Below are 18656 nucleotides of genomic sequence, written 5' to 3'. Positions count from 1 at the left end.
TCAGCTGGGGTCGGTGTCGATGACGCCGACGCGGTCGGTCCTGCTGGTCAGTGCCGGGCGGAGGGCGGCGTACACGTCCTGGGGGGTGACGGGTGTCCGGTCACCGTTGCCCCGGGCGATGAGCACGCCGTCGAACGCCTTGCCGTAGAGCTCCTCCAGGGCGGCCAGGTCGGGCTTGTCGACGAGTTTGCCGTTGACCGCCTCCACCCTGAGGAACTTCCACAGTGACTTCTCCGGGCTCATCGGAACGGAGTGCGCCGCATCGGACTGCACGGTCACCCGGGCCGACATCGCCGGCTCGGCGAACTCCTTCATCATCCGGTCGACCTCGGCCTTGGAGACCTTCGGCTGCCGGGTGGTGGTGGGGACCTGTACCGGTGTGGCGGTGCCGGACCTGATCTGGGTGCGGTACGCCTCGGTCACGGCGTCGGTCGACCTGGCGGCGTCGATGCCCTTGCCCGCCTTGGGGTAGACGGGCACCGCACGGCCGGACTCGAAGGTGATCGAGCCCTCGGTGACCGATCCGGCGCCGCCCGCCGCCTGCTCCAGGGAGGCGTGCAGCTTCTCCTTGTCGACGGGCAGGACGGGCTCGACGACCCGCTCGTTGCCGAAGAGCGAGCCGATCACGGAGACCGGGTTGTAGTCGCTCTGCGCCGCCGCGGCGACGGTGGCCTGCATGTCGAAGCGCAGCCCGGCCTGGTCCGGCCGGAGGGAGACGGTCTCGCCGTCCACCGTGAGCTCGAGCGGCCGGCCCGTCCGCTCCTCGAAGGCGGCGTCCAGCTTCTCGACGGCGTCGTCGCGGGTGCCGCCGCCGATGTCGACGCCGAGCACGGTGGTGCCCTTGGGCACGTCGGAGTGGTTCATCAGCAGCCCGGCGCCGTAGGCCACACCGGCGACCGCGATCACCCCGCCGCCGAGCAGGACGAGCTTGTTCCGCCCCTTCTTCTTCGGGGGCCTGGACGAGCCCGCCGGGGGCGGCGAGACCGGCTCGGGCAGCTTCGGGGGGGTGTGCGGCAGCGGTCCGTCGCCGGGCGCGCCCGGGGCGAACGGGCCGGCGCCGCCCCGGTCCCCCGGCACGACGGGGATACCGCTGCTGAGGGTGTCGCCGGAGACGTTGCCTCCGGGATTGCCGTAGCCGGGGGTGCCGGGCTCCGGGGCGGGCTTCTGCGGGGTGAGGATCGCGGTGTCGTCGCTCAGCCTGCCGCTGCCACCGGCGGGACCGGGGGTGCCGGGGCCCGCCGGGCCGCGCAGGTCTCCGGGACCGCTGGGACCGGGGAACGGACCGGAGCCCGGGGCAGCGCCCGGCCTGCCGGGCGTGCCGGGGCCGGACGGGACGCCCGGGGCACCCGGACCGCCGGGGGCCCCGGGAGCACCCGGACCGCCGGGGGCGCGGCCCGCCTGCGGGGGGAGCAGTCCGTCGCCGGTGGCCGGGCCGCCCGTGGGGCCCGCCGGACCGCTCCGCCCGTGGTCCGGGAAGTACGGCAGCCCGTCGCGGCGCGTCTCGGGCCCGGCGTCGGGGGCCGGTGCGGAGCCGTTGCCGCGCGGTCCCGCCGCGAGGGCCTCGGTCACGTCGAAGGAGCCGGTGCCGCCGCCGTGCCCGGGGGCCACGGGGCCGCCGGTCGCACCGGGCAGGCCCGCGCCCTGGGTGCCGCCGGTCCGGGAGCCGCCGGGGGCGTTCATGGAACCGACGACGCCGCCGGGCCGTCCGCCACCGCCTTCGCCCGGCCGGGGACCGGCCTGCGCGCCGCCGCCGGTGCCGGGGATTCCGGGAGCGCCCTGGGTACCCGCTCCGGCGCCGCCCGCACCGGGAGCTCCCGCGCCGGTGGCCGAACCGGGAGGCGCCCCTGCGCCGTTGCCGGCGGCGGGGCCCTGGCCGCCCTTGGTGGAGGGGGACTTGCGGGGGGCGAACCAGTCGCTGGCCGGCTTCTCCTCGGCCGGACGCGCGGGCTCCGCCGGGGTCTCGCCGGGGCCGGCGGGCGTGCCTGCCCCGGGGACGGGCGTCGCCGCGGTGGTCTCCGGGCCGGCCGCGCGGTCCTCGCCGGCCGCGCCGCCGTCGACGGGCTGGCGCACCACGACCGGCGGGATGGGCCGGGACCCGGGAATGTTGATCCGGATCCGGGTCGTCAGCGTCGTCTCGGTCTTGCGTTCCTCGGGGCGCGTGGCCGAACGACCCGCGTCCGCACCGGCGTCGGAAGCCATGGGCGTTCCGTAGGGCGGTGTGCCCGACGGGTATGCGGCTCCGCCGCGCCCGTTGGGCCCGGAGGACGGACTGTCAGTTTCACGACTCAAGGCAGGTTCTCCCGGTTGGCTCCGCCGCCCGCACTACATCAAGCTGGGGATCCCCCTGCTCGGAGAGCTCGGGGGCGGCTCGGCGGCGCGCACCACCATACTGTCCGCTTCTCATGCGTATCCCGGGACCGCTGGGGAAACCCACACCGGACTCCCACGCCCGCGTCACGGCGCACTGGTGCGTCATTTGCCATGTCGGACGGGGTCGTCGTCCGGTTGCCGTACCGGGGCGAGGGTGGCGCACATCACAGCGAGTGCGATACCGCCGAGCAGGAAGAGATAGGAGCCGCTTCCCGCGGCGAAGACGAAGTCGCCCTCCGGGCGGCTGACGGTGAGCAGGACGACCGCGAGCGCCCAGCCCGCGGCGGGCGACACGGCCGCACCCCGGGTGCCGACGGCACGGGCCGCGCCGAGGCAGAGTCCGGCCTCCGCGGCGAGGGCGAGCAGCAGCCCGCCCGGGAACCACGCGGGCTGCACCAGGGCACCCGCCACACCGACCACGGCTCCCGCGGCGAAGAGGACCACGTGGAGCAGGGCACCTCCGAAGGAGGGCGGCCGCAGCGGCCGGGCGAGCGGCGACGTCGTACGGCCGGTCACGCCACGGTCTCCGCGATTCCGGCGAACAGGTCGGTCAGCGGGGCGGCGGCCGGGGCGGCGGCGCCCGCGAGCTCGTAGTACTCGGTGGTGAACAGCGGCTGGGCCAGCTCGTTGGAGAGCACGAAGTACGGTTCCGCGACCGTGATCTGGGTGGCGTGCGCCCGCATGGCGGCGGCCTTGGCGGCGGCGTACGGGGTGCCGTCGGCGGTGATCCGGGCGGTGATCCGCTCGTCGGCCACGACACCGGGCACGTCGTCCAGGGTGGCCGCCTCGGCGAAGGGCAGGCCGGGCAGGTCGTCGTGGAGCCGGGCGAAGGCCCGCTCCCCGGCCGAGCGCGGGACGCGGTTCCAGTAGACGCGGTCGACCGGGCAGCCCTCCTCGGCGGCGAGCTCGGCGGCGCGCATGGCGACGCGGTGGGCCTGGATGTGGTCCGGGTGGCCGTAGCCGCCGTTGTCGTCGTAGGTGACCAGGACCTGCGGGCGTACCTCGCGGATCACCCCGACGAGGAGGGCGGCGGCCTCGTCGACGTCGGCCTGCCAGAAGCAGCCGGGGTCGCCGTTGTCGGGCAGGCCCATCATCCCGGAGTCGGCGTACCGGCCCGGCCCGCCGAGCAGCCGGACGTCGCCGACGCCGAGGGCGCGCATCGCGGCGGTCAGTTCGCCCAGGCGGTGCCGGCCGAGCGCGGCGCCGGTCAGATGGCGCAGCTCGGGCGGGATGACCTCGCCGCGCTCGCCGAGGGTGCAGGTCACCAGCGTCACCTGGGCACCTTCGGCCGCGTACCGGGCCATGGTGGCGCCGTTGTTGATCGACTCGTCGTCCGGGTGCGCGTGCACCAGCAGCAGACGCCGGGAGGGCTGTTCCGTCATGGCCCCACCCTACGGTCCCGTCGTCCTCGGGGGCCCGTCCGTCAGGGGCGCCCCGGTGACGCCGTCAGAACTTGATGCTGCCGATCATCCCCGCGATGTTCGAGGTCACCTCGCTGATCGTGGGGGCGATCGTGGAGGAGGCGAGGTAGAAGCCGAGGAGCATGCAGACGATCGCATGGCCGGCCTTCAGGCCTGACTTCTTGATCAGCAGGAAGACGATGATCGCCAGCAGCACCACCGCCGAAATCGAGAGTGCCACGGCGGCTCACCTCCAAAGAGCCCGGGGGGACAGGGGGTCGGACGGTCGATCCGCGGGGGACGGATCCACGTACGTAACTCCACACAGGGGGCAGCCGGTTGATACCCACTATGCGCTAGCGATCATAACTATCCGTACGCGTGCATCGATCGGCGCACAGCCGCACAAGGGGGCGCATGGCCAATATGGTCAAGGCATGACGACTGAGCCTGACTCCTTCCCCAGACGGCACGCCCGCACCCAGCGGTTCACGCTCGGCGCGCCGCGTTCGTTCACCGTGGCTCCCGACGGTTCCCGTGTCGTCTTCCTGCGCTCCGCTTCCGGCACCGACCCCGCGGGGGCGCTGTGGGTGCTGGACACAGCGGACGGCCGGGAGCGCACGGCCGCCGACCCGCGCGCCCTGCTGGGCGATGCGGCGGAGCAGCTGCCGCCCGAGGAACGGGCGCGCCGCGAGCGCAGCCGCGAGGGCGGCGCCGGCATCGTCGGCTATGCCACCGACACGGCCGTGGAAGTGGCCGCTTTCGCCTTGTCAGGGCGGCTTTTCACGGCCGAGCTGCGGGTCGGGACGGCCCGCGAACTGCCGGTGTCGGGGCCGGTGGTCGACCCGCGTCCGGCGCCGGACGGGCGCCATGTGGCCTATGTCGCGCGGGGCTCCCTGCGGGTGGTCGGCGCCGAGGGCGACGGCGACCGGGCGCTGGCCGAGCCGGACGCGGAGGGCGTCACCTACGGGCTGGCGGAGTTCATCGCGGCGGAGGAGATGGGCCGCAGCCGGGGCTTCTGGTGGTCTCCGGAGTCGGACCGGCTCCTGGTGGCACGCGTGGACGACACGCCGGTGCAGCGGTGGTGGATCTCCGACCCGGCCCGTCCCGAGCGTGACCCACAGCACGTGGCGTATCCGGCGGCCGGCACCGCCAACGCGGACGTGCGGCTGTTCGTGATCGGTCTGGACGGGGCGCGCACGGAGGTGCTCTGGGACCGCGAGCGGTACCCGTACCTGGCGCGGGTGCACTGGTCAGCGGCGGGTGCGCCGCTGCTCCTGGTACAGGCGCGCGACCAGTGCAGCCAGCTGTTCCTGGCGGTGGACCCGGAGTCGGGCTCGACCCGGATGGTGCACGCGGACGAAGATCCAACTTGGCTGGAACTTTTCCCCGGGGTGCCCTGCTGGAGTCCGTCCGGGCAGCTGGTGCGGATCGCCGACGAGGGCGGCGCACGGGTGCTGGCGGTCGGTGAACGCCCGCTGACGGGGCCGCAGTTGCAGCTGCGGGCGGTGCTGGACGTCTCGGACGACGATGTGCTGGTCACCGCGTCGGCAGGTGAGGAGGCGGTCGCTCCCGAGATCGGCGAGGTGCATGTCTACCGGGTCAACGAACTCGGCGTGGAGCGGCTGTCGCAGGAGCCCGGCGTGCACTCGGCGGTGCGCGCCGGGGACACGACCGTCCTGGCGTCCGCCGCCCTCGACCGGCCCGGAGCGCGGGTCCAGGTGCTGCGGGACGGGAAGACGGCGGCGGCCATCGCCTCGTACGCCGAGGATCCCGGCCTGTCCCCGCGCGTGACCCTGACCCAAGGGGGCGCACGACGTGTCCCGTGCGCCGTGATTATGCCTACGGACTACCGGGGTGACACTCCCCTGCCCGTCCTGATGGACCCCTACGGCGGTCCGCACGGCCAGCGGGTGGCCGCCGCGCACAACGCCCACCTCACCTCGCAGTGGTTCGCCGACCAGGGCTTCGCGGTGGTCGTCGCCGACGGCCGCGGCACCCCCGGCCGGTCCCCCGCCTGGGAGAAGGAGATCAAGGACGATCTCGCCGCGGTGGTGCTGCAGGACCAGGTGGACGCGCTCCGGGCGCTCGCCGACGACTTCCCGCTCGACCTGGGCCGGGTGGCCGTCCGGGGCTGGTCCTTCGGCGGCTATCTCGCCGCGCTCGCGGTACTGCGCCGGCCGGACGTCTTTCACGCGGCCGTGGTGGGCGCCCCGGTCACGGACCTGCGGCTGTACGACACCCACTACCAGGAGCGCTATCTGGGCCATCCGGACGCGCAGCCGGATGTCTACCGCCGCAACTCGCTGATCGACGACACGGGCCTGGTCGACGCGGCCGCACCGCACCGGCCGATGATGATCATCCACGGGCTCGCGGACGACAACGTGGTGGTCGCCCACTCGCTGCGCCTGTCCTCGGCGCTGCTGGCGGCCGGCCGGCCGCACGAGGTGCTGCCGCTGTCCGGGGTCACCCACATGACCCCGCAGGAGGAGGTGGCGGAGAACCTGCTGCGGCTTCAGCTCGACTTCCTCAGGCGTTCGCTGGCGCCGGCCTAGCGCCACGAAGATGCCCGAACCTCTTTAACACCCAGGCAACTTGACCGACGCGGTTCCGATATACGGACGCGGAAGGCTGTACAGCGTACGGCCGTGCGGGTGCCGTAGACGGGCCGGGGTGCGCCATGTCACCCCGGCCCGTTCTCACTCGCCGCTCCCGCCCGCGCGACCTGCTTCTCCTCCGCGAACAGACAGGCCGAGGCGTGCGCCGTGGGGCCCGTCGTCAGCCGGTACCCGGCGGGCACGGCCAGCGCCGGGATCTCCAGCGCGCACTGCTCCCGCGCCTTCCAGCAGCGGGTGCGGAAACGGCAGCCGGAGGGAATGTCCGTCGGGGAGGGCACGTCGCCGGCCAGGATGATCCGCTCGCGGTGCTCGCGGGACCGGGGGTCGGGCACCGGGACGGCGGAGAGCAGCGCCTGGGTGTAGGGGTGTGTGGGGTGGTCGTAGATCTCGGTGTGGCTGCCGGTCTCCACGATCCGGCCCAGGTACATCACCCCGACCCGGTCGGAGATGTGCCGGACGATCGACAGGTCGTGCGCGATGAAGACGTAGGACAGCTCGAACTCGCTCTGCAGCCGCCCCATCAGGTTGATCACCTGCGCCTGCACCGAGACGTCGAGCGCGGAGACCGGTTCGTCGGCGACGATGATCTCGGGGCGCAGGGCGAGGCCGCGGGCGATGCCGATGCGCTGGCGCTGGCCGCCGGAGAACTGGTGCGGATAGCGGTTGATGTACTCGGGGTTGAGGCCGACCACGTCCAGCAGGTGCTGCACCCGGCTGCGGCGCTCGCCCTTCGGCGCCGCCTCGGGGTGGATCTCGTAGGCCTCGCCGATGATGTCACCGACCGTCATCCGGGGGTTGAGGGAGGTGTACGGGTCCTGGAAGACCATCTGGATGTTGCGGCGCACGGCCTTCAGCGCCCTGCCGGACAGCCGGGTGATGTCCTCGCCCTTGTAGCGGATCTCCCCCGCCGTCGGCCGCTCCAGGTGCACCAGCATCCTGGCCAGGGTGGACTTGCCGCAGCCGGACTCGCCGACGATGCCGAGGGTCCGGCCGCGCTCCAGGCGGAGGTCCACACCGTCGACCGCCCTGACCGCGCCGACCTGCTTCCGGAACAGGACGCCGCGGGTCAGCGGGTAGTGCTTGACCAGGCCGCGTACCTCGAGGATCGGCTCGGCGCCGGGCTCAGCCATGCAGGCACTCCCTCCAGAAGTGGCAGGCGCTGCCCCGGCCGGCCGCGGCCCCTTCGGGCCCGGTGACCTCGTACAGCGCCGGCTCGTCGGTGCGGCACTCGTCCCGGGCCGCCGGACAGCGCGGGTGGAAGGCGCAGCCGGGCGGGATGCGGGTGAGGCCGGGCGGCAGGCCCTTGATGGCGTACAGCTCGCGGCCCTTGTGGTCCAGGCGCGGGATCGAGTCCAGCAGGCCCCGTGTGTACGGGTGGGCGGGCGCCTTGTAGAGGTCGAGCACCGGCGCCGACTCCACGATCCTTCCGGCGTACATCACGGCGATCCGGTCGGCGACGTCGGCGACCACCCCGAGGTCGTGGGTGATGAGGATCAGGCCCATGTGGTACTCCCGCCGGAGTTCCGCGAGCAGATCCATGACCTGGGCCTGGACGGTGACGTCGAGCGCGGTGGTGGGCTCGTCGGCGATGATCAGCTTGGGCCGCAGGGCCAGCGCCATGGCGATCATGATGCGCTGGCGCATGCCGCCGGAGAACTGGTGCGGATACTGTCCGACCCGCTCCCTGGCGGCCGGGATCCGCACCCGGTCCATCAGCTCGACGGCCTCGGCCCGGGCGTCCTTGCGCGACATGCCGCGGTGCACGACGAACATCTCGCCGAGCTGGTCGCCGACGGTGAGCACGGGGTTGAGGGAGGACAGCGCGTCCTGGAAGATCATCGCCATCTCGGCGCCGCGGACCCTGCGCCGCTCCTCCCTCTTGAGGGTCAGCAGGTCGCGTCCCTCGAAGAGGACCTCGCCGCCGGTGATCCGGCCGGGCGGCGTGTCGAGGATGCCCATGACCGCCTGGGCGGTGACGGACTTGCCGGAGCCCGACTCGCCGAGCACGGCGAGGGTCTCGCCGGCGTCCACGTGGTAGCTGACGCCGTTGACGGCCCGGGCGACGCCGTCCCGGGTGTGGAACTCCACGTGCAGGTCGCGTACGTCGAGCAGCATGACGGCGGCTCACCTCAGCTTCGGGTCGAGGGCGTCGCGCACCGCGTCGCCGAGCATGATGAACGCCAGCACGGTCAGTGCGAGGGCGCCGGAGGGCCACAGCAGCGCGTGCGGGGCGTTGCGGACATAGGGGGCGGCCGAGGAGATGTCGATGCCCCAGGAGACGCTGGGCGGTTTCAGTCCGACGCCGAGGAAGGACAGGGTGGCCTCCAGGGCGATGTAGGTGCCGAGCGCGATGGTGGCCACCACGATGACCGGTGCGACGGCGTTGGGCGCGATGTGCCGCAGCAGCAGCCGGGAGGGGGAGGCGCCCAGGGCGCGGGCGGCCTGGACGTAGTCGTTCTGCTTGGCGGTGATGACGGAGCCGCGGGCGATACGGGAGATCTGCGGCCAGCCGAGCAGCACGATGAACCCGATCACCGGCCAGAGGGCGTTGCTGGTGATGACGGAGAGCAGCACCAGCCCGCCGAGGACGACGGGGACGGCGAAGAAGATGTCGGTGATCCGGGACAGGAACGAGTCCCAGACACCGCCGAAGAACCCGGCGAGCCCGCCGAGGACGCTGCCGAGGACGGCGACCCCGAGCGTGGCGAGGACGCCGACCGCGACGGAGGTGCGGGCGCCGTAGACGGTGCGGGTGTAGACGTCGCAGCCCTGGCCGTTGAAGCCGAAGGGATGGCCGGGCCGGGAGCCCTCCTGGGCCTTGGACAGGTCGCAGTGGAGCGGGTTGCCGGAGGCGATCGCGGACGGCCAGAGGGAGATGACGACCAGGAACAGGATCAGCAGCCCGGAGACGAGGAAGACCGGGTTGCGGCGCAGGTCGTGCCAGGCGTCGGACCACAGGCTGCGGGCCCGTCCGCCGGGCGCGGCCGACGGGTCCGGCTCCCCGGGGGCGCCACCGGCGGGTGCGGGCGGCTGCTCCAGGGTCTCCGCCCCGCTCGCGGCGAGATCCGGGTGTCCCACGGTGCCGGCGCCGGCGATGGCGCTCCGCAGCTCGTAGGGGTGCTCGTCAGACATAGCGGATCCTCGGGTCGAGTACGGCGTACAGGAGGTCGACGAGGAGGCCGGCCACCAGGAAGACCAGCACGAGGACGGTCACGAAGCCGACGACCGTCTGGGTGTTCTGCCGGATGATCCCCTGGTAGAGCTGGTAGCCGACGCCGTGGATGTTGAAGATCCGCTCGGTGACGATGGCGCCGCCCATCAGCGCGCCGATGTCGGTGCCGATGAAGGTGACGACCGGGATGAGGGAGTTGCGCAGCAGGTGCCGGGTGACCACCCGGCGGCGCGGCAGGCCCTTGGCGATCGCCGTACGGACGTAGTCGGAGCTCCGGTTCTCCGCGAGGGAGGTGCGGGTGAGCCGGGTGACGTAGGCGAGCGAGACGGAGGCGAGGACCAGGCCGGGGACGATCAGTTCGCCGAAGCCGGCCTCGGCGGAGACGGACGGTTTGATCCAGCCCCACTTGACGCCGAGCAGCAGTTGGAGCAGCAGGCCGGTGACGAAGGTGGGGACGGAGATGACGACGAGGGTGAGCACCAGCACCGAGGTGTCGACGGGCCGGCCGCGGCGCAGCCCGGTGATCACGCCCAGGGTGATGCCCACGACGAGCTCGAAGAGGATCGCCACGACGGTCAGCCGGGCGGTGACCGGGAACGAGTCGGCCATCAGCTCGGTGACCGGCCGGCCGTTGAAGGCGGTGCCGAAGTCGCCGGCGAGGACGTTGCCCATGTAGGTCAGGTACTGCTGCCACACCGGCCGGTCGAGGCCGAACTCCTTCCTGAGCCGGGCGGCGGTCGACGGGTCGCACTCCCGGTCCCCGCACAGGCCCGCGACGGGGTCTCCCATCACGTTGACCATCAGGAAGATCAGCAGCGTGGCCCCGAGGAACACCGGGATCATCTGGAGCAGCCGCCGGACGACGTACCGTCCCATGGGTCGCCCCCTCAGCTGACCTTGATCTCGTTGTAGACGGGGACGCTGAACGGGTTGAGGCGGACGTCGGACAGCCGCTCCGAGTAGCCGGCGCTGCCGTTCTGGTACCACAGCGGGATGGCGGCCATATGGGCCAGCAGCACCTCCTCGGCCTGCTGGAACGCCTCCGTCGCCTTGCTGGCGTCGGTCTCGGCGTTGGCCCGGTCGACCAGGTCGTCGAACTTGCGGTTGGACCACTTGCCGTCGTTGGAGGAGCCGTTGGTGTAGTAGAGCGGCTGGAGGAAGTTCTGGATGAGCGGATAGTCCATCTGCCAGCCGGCGCGGAACGGGCCGGGCATCTTCCTGTCGCTGATCGAGCTGCGGAAGTCGGCGAAGGTGCCGAAGGGGTTGCCGACGCAGGCGCGGTCGTTCTCCAGGGCGTTGTTGATGGAGTGGCAGACGGCGTCGACCCACTGCTTGTGGGAGCCGGTGTCCGCGTTGTACGTGATCTTGATCTGTCCGCCGGGCAGCCCGCCGCCCTCGTCGATCAGCCGCCGGGCCTCCTCGGGGTCGTACTCGCACGCCGTCCCGCACAGGCCCCGCTTGTAGCCGCCGGCCTCGCCGAGCACCGGGGAGGTCCAGTCGGTGGCCGGGGTGCGGGTCTGCCGGAAGATGGTGTCGGTGATCTGCTCGCGGTTGATCGCCATGGACAGGCCCCGGCGGACCTTCTCGGAGCCGCTCCTGTTCCATTCCTCGTCGTAGAACGGGAAGGCGAGGGTCTGGATGATGCCGGCCGGTGCGGTGATGTACCGGTCGCCGAGGTCGCTCTCGACGTTCCTCAGCTGGGCGGCCGGGACGTCGTCGACGAGGTCGAGGTTGCCGGCCAGCAGGTCGGTGTAGGCGGTGTTGTTGTCGGTGTAGACCTTCAGGTCGACGCCGCCGTTCCGGGCCGCGTCGTCGCCCGGGTAGTCCTCCCAGGTGCGCAGCGACATCTGGGAGCCGCGCCGGTAGGAGTCGACCCGGTACGGGCCGTTGCCGACCGGCTTGGCCAGCCAGGCGTCGTGGTCGTCGAAGAACGCGCGGGGCAGCGGGGCGTAGGCGGCGTAGCCGAGGGTCTCGGGGAACATGGAGAACTTCTGGCTGAGCCGCACGGTGAAGGTCCGCTCGCCGGTGACCTCGAGTCCGGAGAGGGTCCGGGCGGTCTGCTCGCCGCCGTCCTCGGGATGGACCGCGTCGTAGCCCTCGATGTAGCTGAAGAAGTAGGCCCCGCGCTGGTTGTTCTCCAGACCGGCGCCGTAGTTCCAGGCGTCGACGAAGGACCGGGCGGTGACCTGCTCGCCGTTGCTGAAGGTCCAGCCGTCCTCGACGGTGATGGTGAAGGTCTGCGAGTCGTCCGTCTCGATGCTCTCGGCGAGCATGTCCCGGGCCTCGCCGGTCTCCGGGTCGTACCTCTTCAGCCCCCGGAAGATCATGTCCAGGACCTTGCCGCCCTGCACCTCGGTGGTGTTCGCCGGCTCCAGCGGGTTCTGCGGGTCCCCCCAGGAGGAGCTGAGCACCGCACCGCTGTCTCCGCCGCCGCTGCCGCCTCCTGAGCAGCCGGTCGCCGCGAGGACGACGGCCACCGCACATGCGGCCCACTTGCCGGGCCTGGCTCCGCGCATGGAGTGCCTCCTCGGGTGCGCTGTCCGTAGAGGCCAACATGGAGGCGGCTCACCCGCCGCGCACGCCGGCGGCGACCGTCCGGGGCGCCACGGCATCCGGATGGCGCAGCGCACGGCAGGGGCCCGCTCCCGGATCGGGAGCGGGCCCCTGCCGTCGGGATCCGCGGACGTCAGCGGGCGTCCGAGCCCTTCTCCAGCGAGGTCAGGGCCGGGTCCATCACGACGTCACGACGGGCGTGGGTGGTGGGGTCCTCCGGGAAGTGGCACGCCGTCAGATGGCCGTCGCCGTTTCCGGAGATCTGCACCAGCGGCGGCTCCTCGGTCGCGCACTTGTCCTGCGCCTTCCAGCACCGGGTGCGGAAGCGGCAGCCGGACGGCGGCATGATCGGCGAGGGCACGTCCCCGGTGAGCCGGATGCGCTCGCGGCCCTCGCCGTCGTCGTCGACGGAGACCTCGGGCACGGCCGACAGCAGGGCGTGGGTGTACGGGTGCCGGGGGCGGTTGTAGATCGCCTCCCGGTCGCCGACCTCGACGACCTTGCCGAGGTACATCACCGCGACCCGCTGCGAGAAGTGCCGGACGATCGCCAGGTCGTGCGCGATGAAGACGAACGCGACGCCGAGCTCCTCCTGCACCTTCTGCAGCAGGTTGACGACCTGCGCCTGGATCGACACGTCGAGCGCGGAGACCGGCTCGTCGGCCACGATCAGCTTCGGGTTCAGGGCCAGTGCGCGGGCGACGCCGATGCGCTGGCGCTGACCACCGGAGAACTCGTGCGGGAAGCGGTTGTAGTGCTCCGGGTTGAGACCGACGGTCTCCAGCAGCTCGCGGACCCGCTTCTCCCGGCCGCCCTCCGGATTGATCCCGTTGACCTCCATCGGCGACTTGATGATGCTGCCGACGGTCTGCCGCGGGTTCAGCGAGGAGTACGGGTCCTGGAAGATCATCTGGATCTCGGACCGCACGGGGGCCAGCTGCTTGCGGCTGGCGTGCGTGATGTCCCGGCCCGCGTAGGTGATCGACCCGGCGGTCGGCTCCAGCAGCCGGGTGATCAGCCGCCCGGTGGTGGACTTGCCGCAGCCCGACTCGCCGACCACGCCCAGGCTCTCGCCGGGCAGGACGGTCAGGTCCACCCCGTCGACGGCCTGCACGGCACCGACCTTGCGTTTGAACGGGAATCCGCCGTAGATCGGGAAGTGTTTGGTCAGCCCCTTGACCTCCAGGAGCGGTTCCGTGCCGGCACCGGTGGAGCTCTGCTGTGCGGGGAGGGTGAGGTTCTCGCTCATGATCTCGGTTCTCCCTAGCGCAGCCGGGGCTGGATCTCGTCGATGAAGATGGTCTGCTTCTGCTCGGCCGTCAGATGGCAGGCGGCGGCGCGGCCCTCGGCGAGCGGCGGCCGGGTGTCCGTGCACAGGGTGCCGGCGACCTTGCCGCGGTGGGCGCACCGCGGGTTGAAGGGGCAGCCGGTGGGCGGGTTGAGCAGGGAGGGCGGGGTGCCCGGGATCGGTGTCAGCTCCTCGTCGACGTCGCCGTCCAGGCGCGGCATCGAGCCGAGCAGGCCCCAGGTGTAGGGGTGCTGCGGGGTGCCCAGCACCTCCTTGGTGGTGCCCCGCTCGACGGCCCGGCCCGCGTACATCACCAGCAGGTCGTCGGCCATGTTGGCGATGACGCCCAGGTCGTGGGTGATGAAGATGATCGCGGAGCCGAACTCCTGCTGGAGGTCCTTGAGCAGGTCGAGGATCTGGGCCTGCACGGTCACGTCGAGCGCGGTGGTCGGCTCGTCGGCGATCAGCAGGTCCGGGTCGCACATCAGCGCCATGGCGATCATCGCGCGCTGGCGCATACCGCCGGAGAACTGGTGCGGGTAGTCGTCGAAGCGCGTCCTGGGCTGCGGGATGCCGACCTTCTCCAGCATCTGCACGGCCCGGTCCTTGGCCTCCTTCTTGGAGGCGCCGGTGTGCTTCATGTACGGCTCGGAGAGCTGGCGGCCCACCGTGTAGTACGGCGAGAGGGCGGTCAGCGGGTCCTGGAAGATCATCGCCATCTTGTTTCCGCGGAGCTTCTCCAGCTCCTTCTCGGAGGCGGTGAGCAGTTCCTTGCCGTCGAGGACGATCTCGCCGTCGATGGTGGTGGTCCGCGGGTTGTGCAGGCCCAGGACCGTCAGGTTGGTGACGGACTTGCCGGAGCCCGACTCGCCGACGATGCCCAGGGTCTTGCCGCGTTCGACGTCGAAGGAGAGGCCGTCGACGGCCTTGACGATGCCGTCCTCGGTGGAGAACCGCACCCTCAGGTCACGGACCGAGAGAAAGCTCTCGGACCCGGTCGGGGCCGGGGCGTTCTCGGTGGTGGTCTGTGTGGTCACGGTGGTGGGTTCTTCCTAGGAGAGCCGGACGCGCGGGTCGATCCAGGCGTACGCGATGTCGACGAGCATGTTCATGAGCAGGATGAAGAAGGCTCCGACCAGCATGACGCCCATGGTCAGCGGGAGGTCCTTGTTGGTCGCCGCGTCCACGGCGAGACGGCCGATGCCCTGCAGGGAGAAGGTCAGCTCGGTGACCACACCGCCGCCGAGCAGGGCGCTGATGTCGATGCCCAGGACGGTGACGATCGGGATCAGCGAGCCGCGCCAGGCGTAGCGGAAGAAGACGTACTTGCGCGACATGCCCTTGGCCCGGGCGGTGCGCACATGCTCCTCCTGCAGCTGCTCGATCATCGAGGAGCGCGACATACGGGTGTACTGCGCGGTGAAGATCGTCGACATCACCAGGATCGGGATGGAGAGCCCGACCAGCCAGCCCACCGGGTCCTGGGTGAAGGGTACGTACTTGGGGTCGTCCATCCAGCCCGTGCTGTACACGAAGACCAGCAGCGCGATCGGACCGAGGAAGTAGATCTGGAAGGAGCTGAGGACCATGGACGTGCCGGTGGCGACCTTGTCCACCAGGGTGCCGCGCCGGTAGGCGGCCAGCATGCCGGCGCCGATGCCGACGGTGAGGAAGCAGACGATGCCGCCGACGGTGAGGGACAGGGTCAGCGGGAGCCGGTCGACGATGAGGTCCCAGACGTTCTCGTTGAAGTAGAAGGACCGTCCCAGGCACGGGGCGGGGCAGTCGCCCTGCGGGAAGTCACGGCCGGCGACGATGCCGGACATGAATTCCCAGAACTGCTGCGCGAGCGGCTGGTCGAGGCCCAGGGCGTGCCGGATGTCCTCCAGTCTCGTGGGCGAGCAGTCCTTGCCACAGGCCAGGGAGGCGTAGTCGGACGGCGCGGCGACGAAGAGGAAGAAGGTGGCGGCACCGATGAGGATCAGGGTGGCTGCGGCACCGACTGAGCGCCGGATGATGAACTGAAGCATGGCGGTGGGGGCTGCTCTCTGCGGAGACGGTGGACGGTTTCACGGATCCGCGGGAGCGCGCTCCGCCTGGTGCGCGCTCCCGCGATCAGCCGTAGAGAGTTACGACTTCAGGAACACTCGGGTGATGTCCATGTAGCTGGACTCGGTGCTGTAGCGGGCACCGCCGATGTTCGAACCGTAGAGCTGGAACTGCTTGACGTACCACAGCGGAGCGGCCGGGTTGACCTCTTCGAGGATGCGCTTGTGCGCCTCATCCCAGGTCTTGGCGGCCTCCTCGGGCTGCTGGGTGATCGCCTTGTTGATCAGCTCCTGGACCTTGGCGTCGTTGATGTGCGAGTAGTTCGACTGCCCGTCGCCGATCAGCTCACCGTCGTAGACCGGGGTGACGACCGTGGCCGGGGACGGCCAGTCCTGGCCCCAGCCGGTGATGTACATGTCGTACGGGTTGTTGACCTTGCCGATCTGCTCGTAGTAGCTCGCGGAGTCGACCTCCTTCGAGACCACGTCGATGCCGACCTTGCCCAGCGCGTCCTCGATGGCGACCTTGCGCTTCTGGCCGGCCTCGGAGTTGGCGTAGGCGAAGACGAGCTTCTTCTCGGCCGCCGGGACGTCGGCCAGCAGCTCCTTGGCCTTCTCGATGTTGCCCTGCGGCGTCTTCAGACGGCCGTACGGGTCGTAGGTCGCGTCGTAGCCCGGCAGGGTCGGGGCGAACAGGTTCGGGGCGACGTCGCCGCCGTAGGCACCGCCCTCACCGGCGATCAGCGACTTGGAGTTCACCGCGTAGGTGATGGCGTCCCGGACCGTCTTGTTCTTGACGCGGTCCATGTTGAAGGACAGCTGCATGACGTAGGGCGCGTAGCCCTGGATCGTGCGCTTCTTGACCTCCGGGTCGCCGATGACGTCCTGGATCTGGGTGGCGTCGACGGTGCCGGTGAACTGGATGGCGTTCTTGGAGTCGCCCTGGTCGGCGATCAGACGCTTGGTCTGGGTCGACTCGGTGACACCGAACTGGAAGTTCCAGCCGTCCACGTACTGGTGGCGCACGGCGTCGGTCTTCGGGTCCCAGTTCTCGTTCTTGACGAGCTTGAGGGACTTGCCGGCCTTGAACTCGGCGATCTTGTACGGACCGGTGGCGACGGGGGCCTGGTCGTACTTCTCCTTGGTGTCGGTCTCCTCCGGCACGATGGAGTAGCCCGGCATGGCCAGTGCCATCGGCAGGTCCGGACGCGGCTTGTCGAAGTGGAAGACGATCGTCTTGTCGTCCGGGGTCTCCAGGACGCTGTCCGGCAGGTGCTTGTCGCCGAAGCCGCCGTCCGGCAGGGCCTTGCGGTAGTCGGCACCGCTCAGCCAGGACTGCAGGAAGGTCGGGCCGTCGAAGATGAACTCGGCGTACAGACGCTCGATGGTGTGGCGGACGTCGGCCGAGTTGATCGGGTTGCCGTTCTGGTCCTTCAGGTCGTCCTTGAGCGTGAAGGTCCAGGTCTTGTTGTCGTTGGACGCCTTGCCCGAGTCGGTCGCGAGGTCACCGACGACCGCGACGTTGCCCTTGCCGTCCTCCTGGAAGTTGGTCAGGCCGCGGAAGACCAGGTTGGAGAACTGACCGGCGTCGGAGACGTAGATCTGACCCGGGTCCATGTGGGTCAGGGCCGACTCCTGGTAGACCGTGACGGTGCCGCCGGACTTGGCACCCGGGACCTCCTCGGCCGGACCGCTGGACGCCGCGGCGTCCAGGTAGGCAACGCCCTGGGACTGCTCCTTGGCCTTCTTCTGGTCTTCCTTGGAGTCCTTGCCCGAGCTGCCGCCGGTGTTCTCCGAGCAGCCGGTGAGCGCGAGTGAGCCGGCCGCGATCGCGACCAGAATGGCGCGCGCTCTGCGCGAGTTGAGCGACTTCATGAGGCGTATGCACCTACCTGTCGTTGATATCCGTGATTACTGCCTGACGCGGCTGGTAGGCCGACGCGGGGGCGGCAGCCACCCCCCACCAATGGACGGTTAGCGCCCGGACTTGGGGTCGAAGGCATCCCGTACCGAGTCTCCGAGGAGGTTGAAGCACAGGATGAAGATCACCAGCGCCACGCCCGGGAAGAAGATGAAGGCCGGGTCCTGCTGGGTGTACTGCGCGCCGGCGGCGAACAGTCGGCCCCAGTCGGGGGTGGGCTCCACGAAGCCGACACCCGCGAAGGACAGGAAGGCGATGGTCAGGATGGTGCTGGGCAGCTGGTACGTGTACTGGACCAGCACCGGGGTGACGATGTTCGGCAGGATCTCCTTGCGGATGATCCGGGCCGGCGAGGCCCCCGAGACCTTGGCGGCCTCGATGAACTCGCGCTCCCGCAGCGCCAGCACGACGGAGCGGACGAGGCGGGCCATGCCCATCCAGCCGAGGACCCACAGGACGATCAGGATGGCCAGCGCCCGGAAGTAGGTGGGCGTCTCCTCCCTGGGGTCCACGAAGAAGGCGGTCACGACGGGCATGAAGGCGATGAAGAACAGCTGCGACGGGAAGGACAGGAAGAAGTCCGTGACCCGGCCGAGCCAGTAGTCGGTACGGCCGCCGAAGTAGCCGCCGACGACGCCGATGATCACGCCGGTGACCGTCAGCAGCGTGGACACCGCGACCGCCATGTACAGCGACGTCCGCATGCCGTACATCATCATGGCGAACAGGTCACGGCCGTACTGGGGCTCGACGCCGAACCAGTGGTCGGCCGAGACGCCGCCGAAGTAGCCCAGCGGAAGACCGAATTCGTCGAGTACGGGCTTGTCCGCAAAGGTGGGGTCCTGTCCGTACAGGGTGTACGGGTTCGTCCCGCTGATCGCCGTGAGCACGGGCGCCAGCAGCGCGATGACGAAGAAGAAAATCACTACGCCGGCGCAGATCATCCCTGTACGGTCACGCTTGAAGCGCTGCCACATCAACTGCCCGGGAGAGCGCCCCTCGAGCTTCTTGGGGCCCTCGGCGACCTCGGAGGTCGCGTCGAGTTCAGGGTCCAATGCGGCCACGGACCCGGAGCCCTCGGCCTTCGTCGGACTTGTCATGAGTGTTCTTCCCCCGGGGGATGGAGAGTTGAGCGCAGCACAGATACCGGCAGGTTCTGTGGTTTGGGGGAACTTTCGCCAAGCGACTCAACGCGCGTCAAGGGTGGAAGACACAGGGATCTCCCTACCGTCGATATTTTGAGCAAAAATTGCAACTATCGACACCTGAGCGCGCTTGACAGC

Annotated in this window: 15 protein-coding genes; 1 reads left to right on the top strand and 14 read right to left on the bottom strand. The window is 70.6% G+C overall.

The genetic code is table 11. The features are described from left to right. From V5O46_RS18670 to V5O46_RS18655, 4 genes are all read right to left on the bottom strand, one after another. Complete coding sequence (locus tag V5O46_RS18670) at nucleotides 1-2289, bottom strand: hypothetical protein (protein ID WP_332885749.1); 2289 nt, start codon at nucleotides 2287-2289, stop codon at nucleotides 1-3. A gap of 183 nt (nucleotides 2290-2472) precedes the next feature. Further along, on the bottom strand, nucleotides 2473-2886 hold the full coding sequence (locus V5O46_RS18665; RefSeq protein ID WP_332885748.1) for a DUF6113 family protein: 414 nt from the start codon (nucleotides 2884-2886) through the stop codon (nucleotides 2473-2475). Beyond that, on the bottom strand, nucleotides 2883-3752 hold the full coding sequence (gene mshB / locus V5O46_RS18660; RefSeq protein WP_332885747.1) for an N-acetyl-1-D-myo-inositol-2-amino-2-deoxy-alpha-D-glucopyranoside deacetylase: 870 nt from the start codon (nucleotides 3750-3752) through the stop codon (nucleotides 2883-2885). The genes V5O46_RS18665 and mshB overlap by 4 nt, the downstream gene beginning before the upstream one ends. Nucleotides 3753-3816: 64 nt before the next feature. Continuing rightward, a complete protein-coding gene (locus tag V5O46_RS18655) occupies nucleotides 3817-4011 on the bottom strand; it encodes a hypothetical protein (protein ID WP_332885746.1) in 195 nt (64 codons plus the stop codon). A gap of 196 nt (nucleotides 4012-4207) precedes the next feature. Between V5O46_RS18655 and V5O46_RS18650 the strand changes: the two genes are divergently transcribed. Then, nucleotides 4208-6328 carry a S9 family peptidase gene (locus tag V5O46_RS18650; protein WP_332885745.1) on the top strand — a complete coding sequence of 707 codons (2121 nt, stop codon included), beginning with the start codon at nucleotides 4208-4210 and terminating at the stop codon, nucleotides 6326-6328. A gap of 128 nt (nucleotides 6329-6456) precedes the next feature. Here the strand turns inward: V5O46_RS18650 and V5O46_RS18645 are convergent, their stop codons facing one another. The 10 genes from V5O46_RS18645 to V5O46_RS18600 all read right to left on the bottom strand — a co-directional run bounded on the left by V5O46_RS18645 (nucleotide 6457) and on the right by V5O46_RS18600 (nucleotide 18473). Continuing rightward, nucleotides 6457-7521 (bottom strand): ABC transporter ATP-binding protein, encoded by a 1065-nt coding sequence (locus V5O46_RS18645; protein ID WP_332885744.1) that lies wholly within the window; start codon nucleotides 7519-7521, stop codon nucleotides 6457-6459. Further along, nucleotides 7514-8506, bottom strand: coding sequence for an ABC transporter ATP-binding protein (locus V5O46_RS18640; RefSeq protein WP_332885743.1), 993 nt, complete (start codon nucleotides 8504-8506; stop codon nucleotides 7514-7516). The genes V5O46_RS18645 and V5O46_RS18640 overlap by 8 nt, the downstream gene beginning before the upstream one ends. A 9-nt stretch (nucleotides 8507-8515) precedes the next feature. Further along, nucleotides 8516-9523 (bottom strand): ABC transporter permease, encoded by a 1008-nt coding sequence (locus tag V5O46_RS18635; RefSeq protein WP_332885742.1) that lies wholly within the window; start codon nucleotides 9521-9523, stop codon nucleotides 8516-8518. Continuing rightward, on the bottom strand, nucleotides 9516-10439 hold the full coding sequence (locus tag V5O46_RS18630; RefSeq protein ID WP_332885741.1) for an ABC transporter permease: 924 nt from the start codon (nucleotides 10437-10439) through the stop codon (nucleotides 9516-9518). The genes V5O46_RS18635 and V5O46_RS18630 overlap by 8 nt, the downstream gene beginning before the upstream one ends. An 11-nt stretch (nucleotides 10440-10450) precedes the next feature. After that, nucleotides 10451-12079, bottom strand: a complete 1629-nt coding sequence (locus V5O46_RS18625) for a peptide ABC transporter substrate-binding protein (RefSeq protein WP_332885740.1) — start codon at nucleotides 12077-12079, stop codon at nucleotides 10451-10453. Between the two features lie 170 nt (nucleotides 12080-12249). Next, nucleotides 12250-13365: an ABC transporter ATP-binding protein gene (locus V5O46_RS18620; protein WP_332885739.1), complete on the bottom strand. Its 1116-nt coding sequence runs from the start codon at nucleotides 13363-13365 to the stop codon at nucleotides 12250-12252. Between the two features lie 14 nt (nucleotides 13366-13379). Then, nucleotides 13380-14441, bottom strand: coding sequence for an ABC transporter ATP-binding protein (locus tag V5O46_RS18615; protein WP_332885738.1), 1062 nt, complete (start codon nucleotides 14439-14441; stop codon nucleotides 13380-13382). A 15-nt stretch (nucleotides 14442-14456) separates the two neighbouring features. Beyond that, complete coding sequence (locus V5O46_RS18610) at nucleotides 14457-15434, bottom strand: ABC transporter permease (protein ID WP_332885737.1); 978 nt, start codon at nucleotides 15432-15434, stop codon at nucleotides 14457-14459. Nucleotides 15435-15533: 99 nt separating this feature from the next. Continuing rightward, entirely contained in the window at nucleotides 15534-17327 is a 1794-nt protein-coding gene (locus V5O46_RS18605; protein WP_332885736.1) for an ABC transporter substrate-binding protein, read from the bottom strand. A 99-nt stretch (nucleotides 17328-17426) separates the two neighbouring features. Then, nucleotides 17427-18473: an ABC transporter permease gene (locus V5O46_RS18600; RefSeq protein WP_332885735.1), complete on the bottom strand. Its 1047-nt coding sequence runs from the start codon at nucleotides 18471-18473 to the stop codon at nucleotides 17427-17429. Between the last annotated feature and the right edge of the window lie 183 nt (nucleotides 18474-18656).

Origin of the sequence: Streptomyces poriticola (assembly GCF_036689765.1) — a bacterium.
Classification (GTDB): Bacteria; Actinomycetota; Actinomycetes; order Streptomycetales; family Streptomycetaceae; genus Streptomyces; species Streptomyces poriticola.
This window is presented reverse-complemented; position numbering and strand designations above follow the sequence as displayed.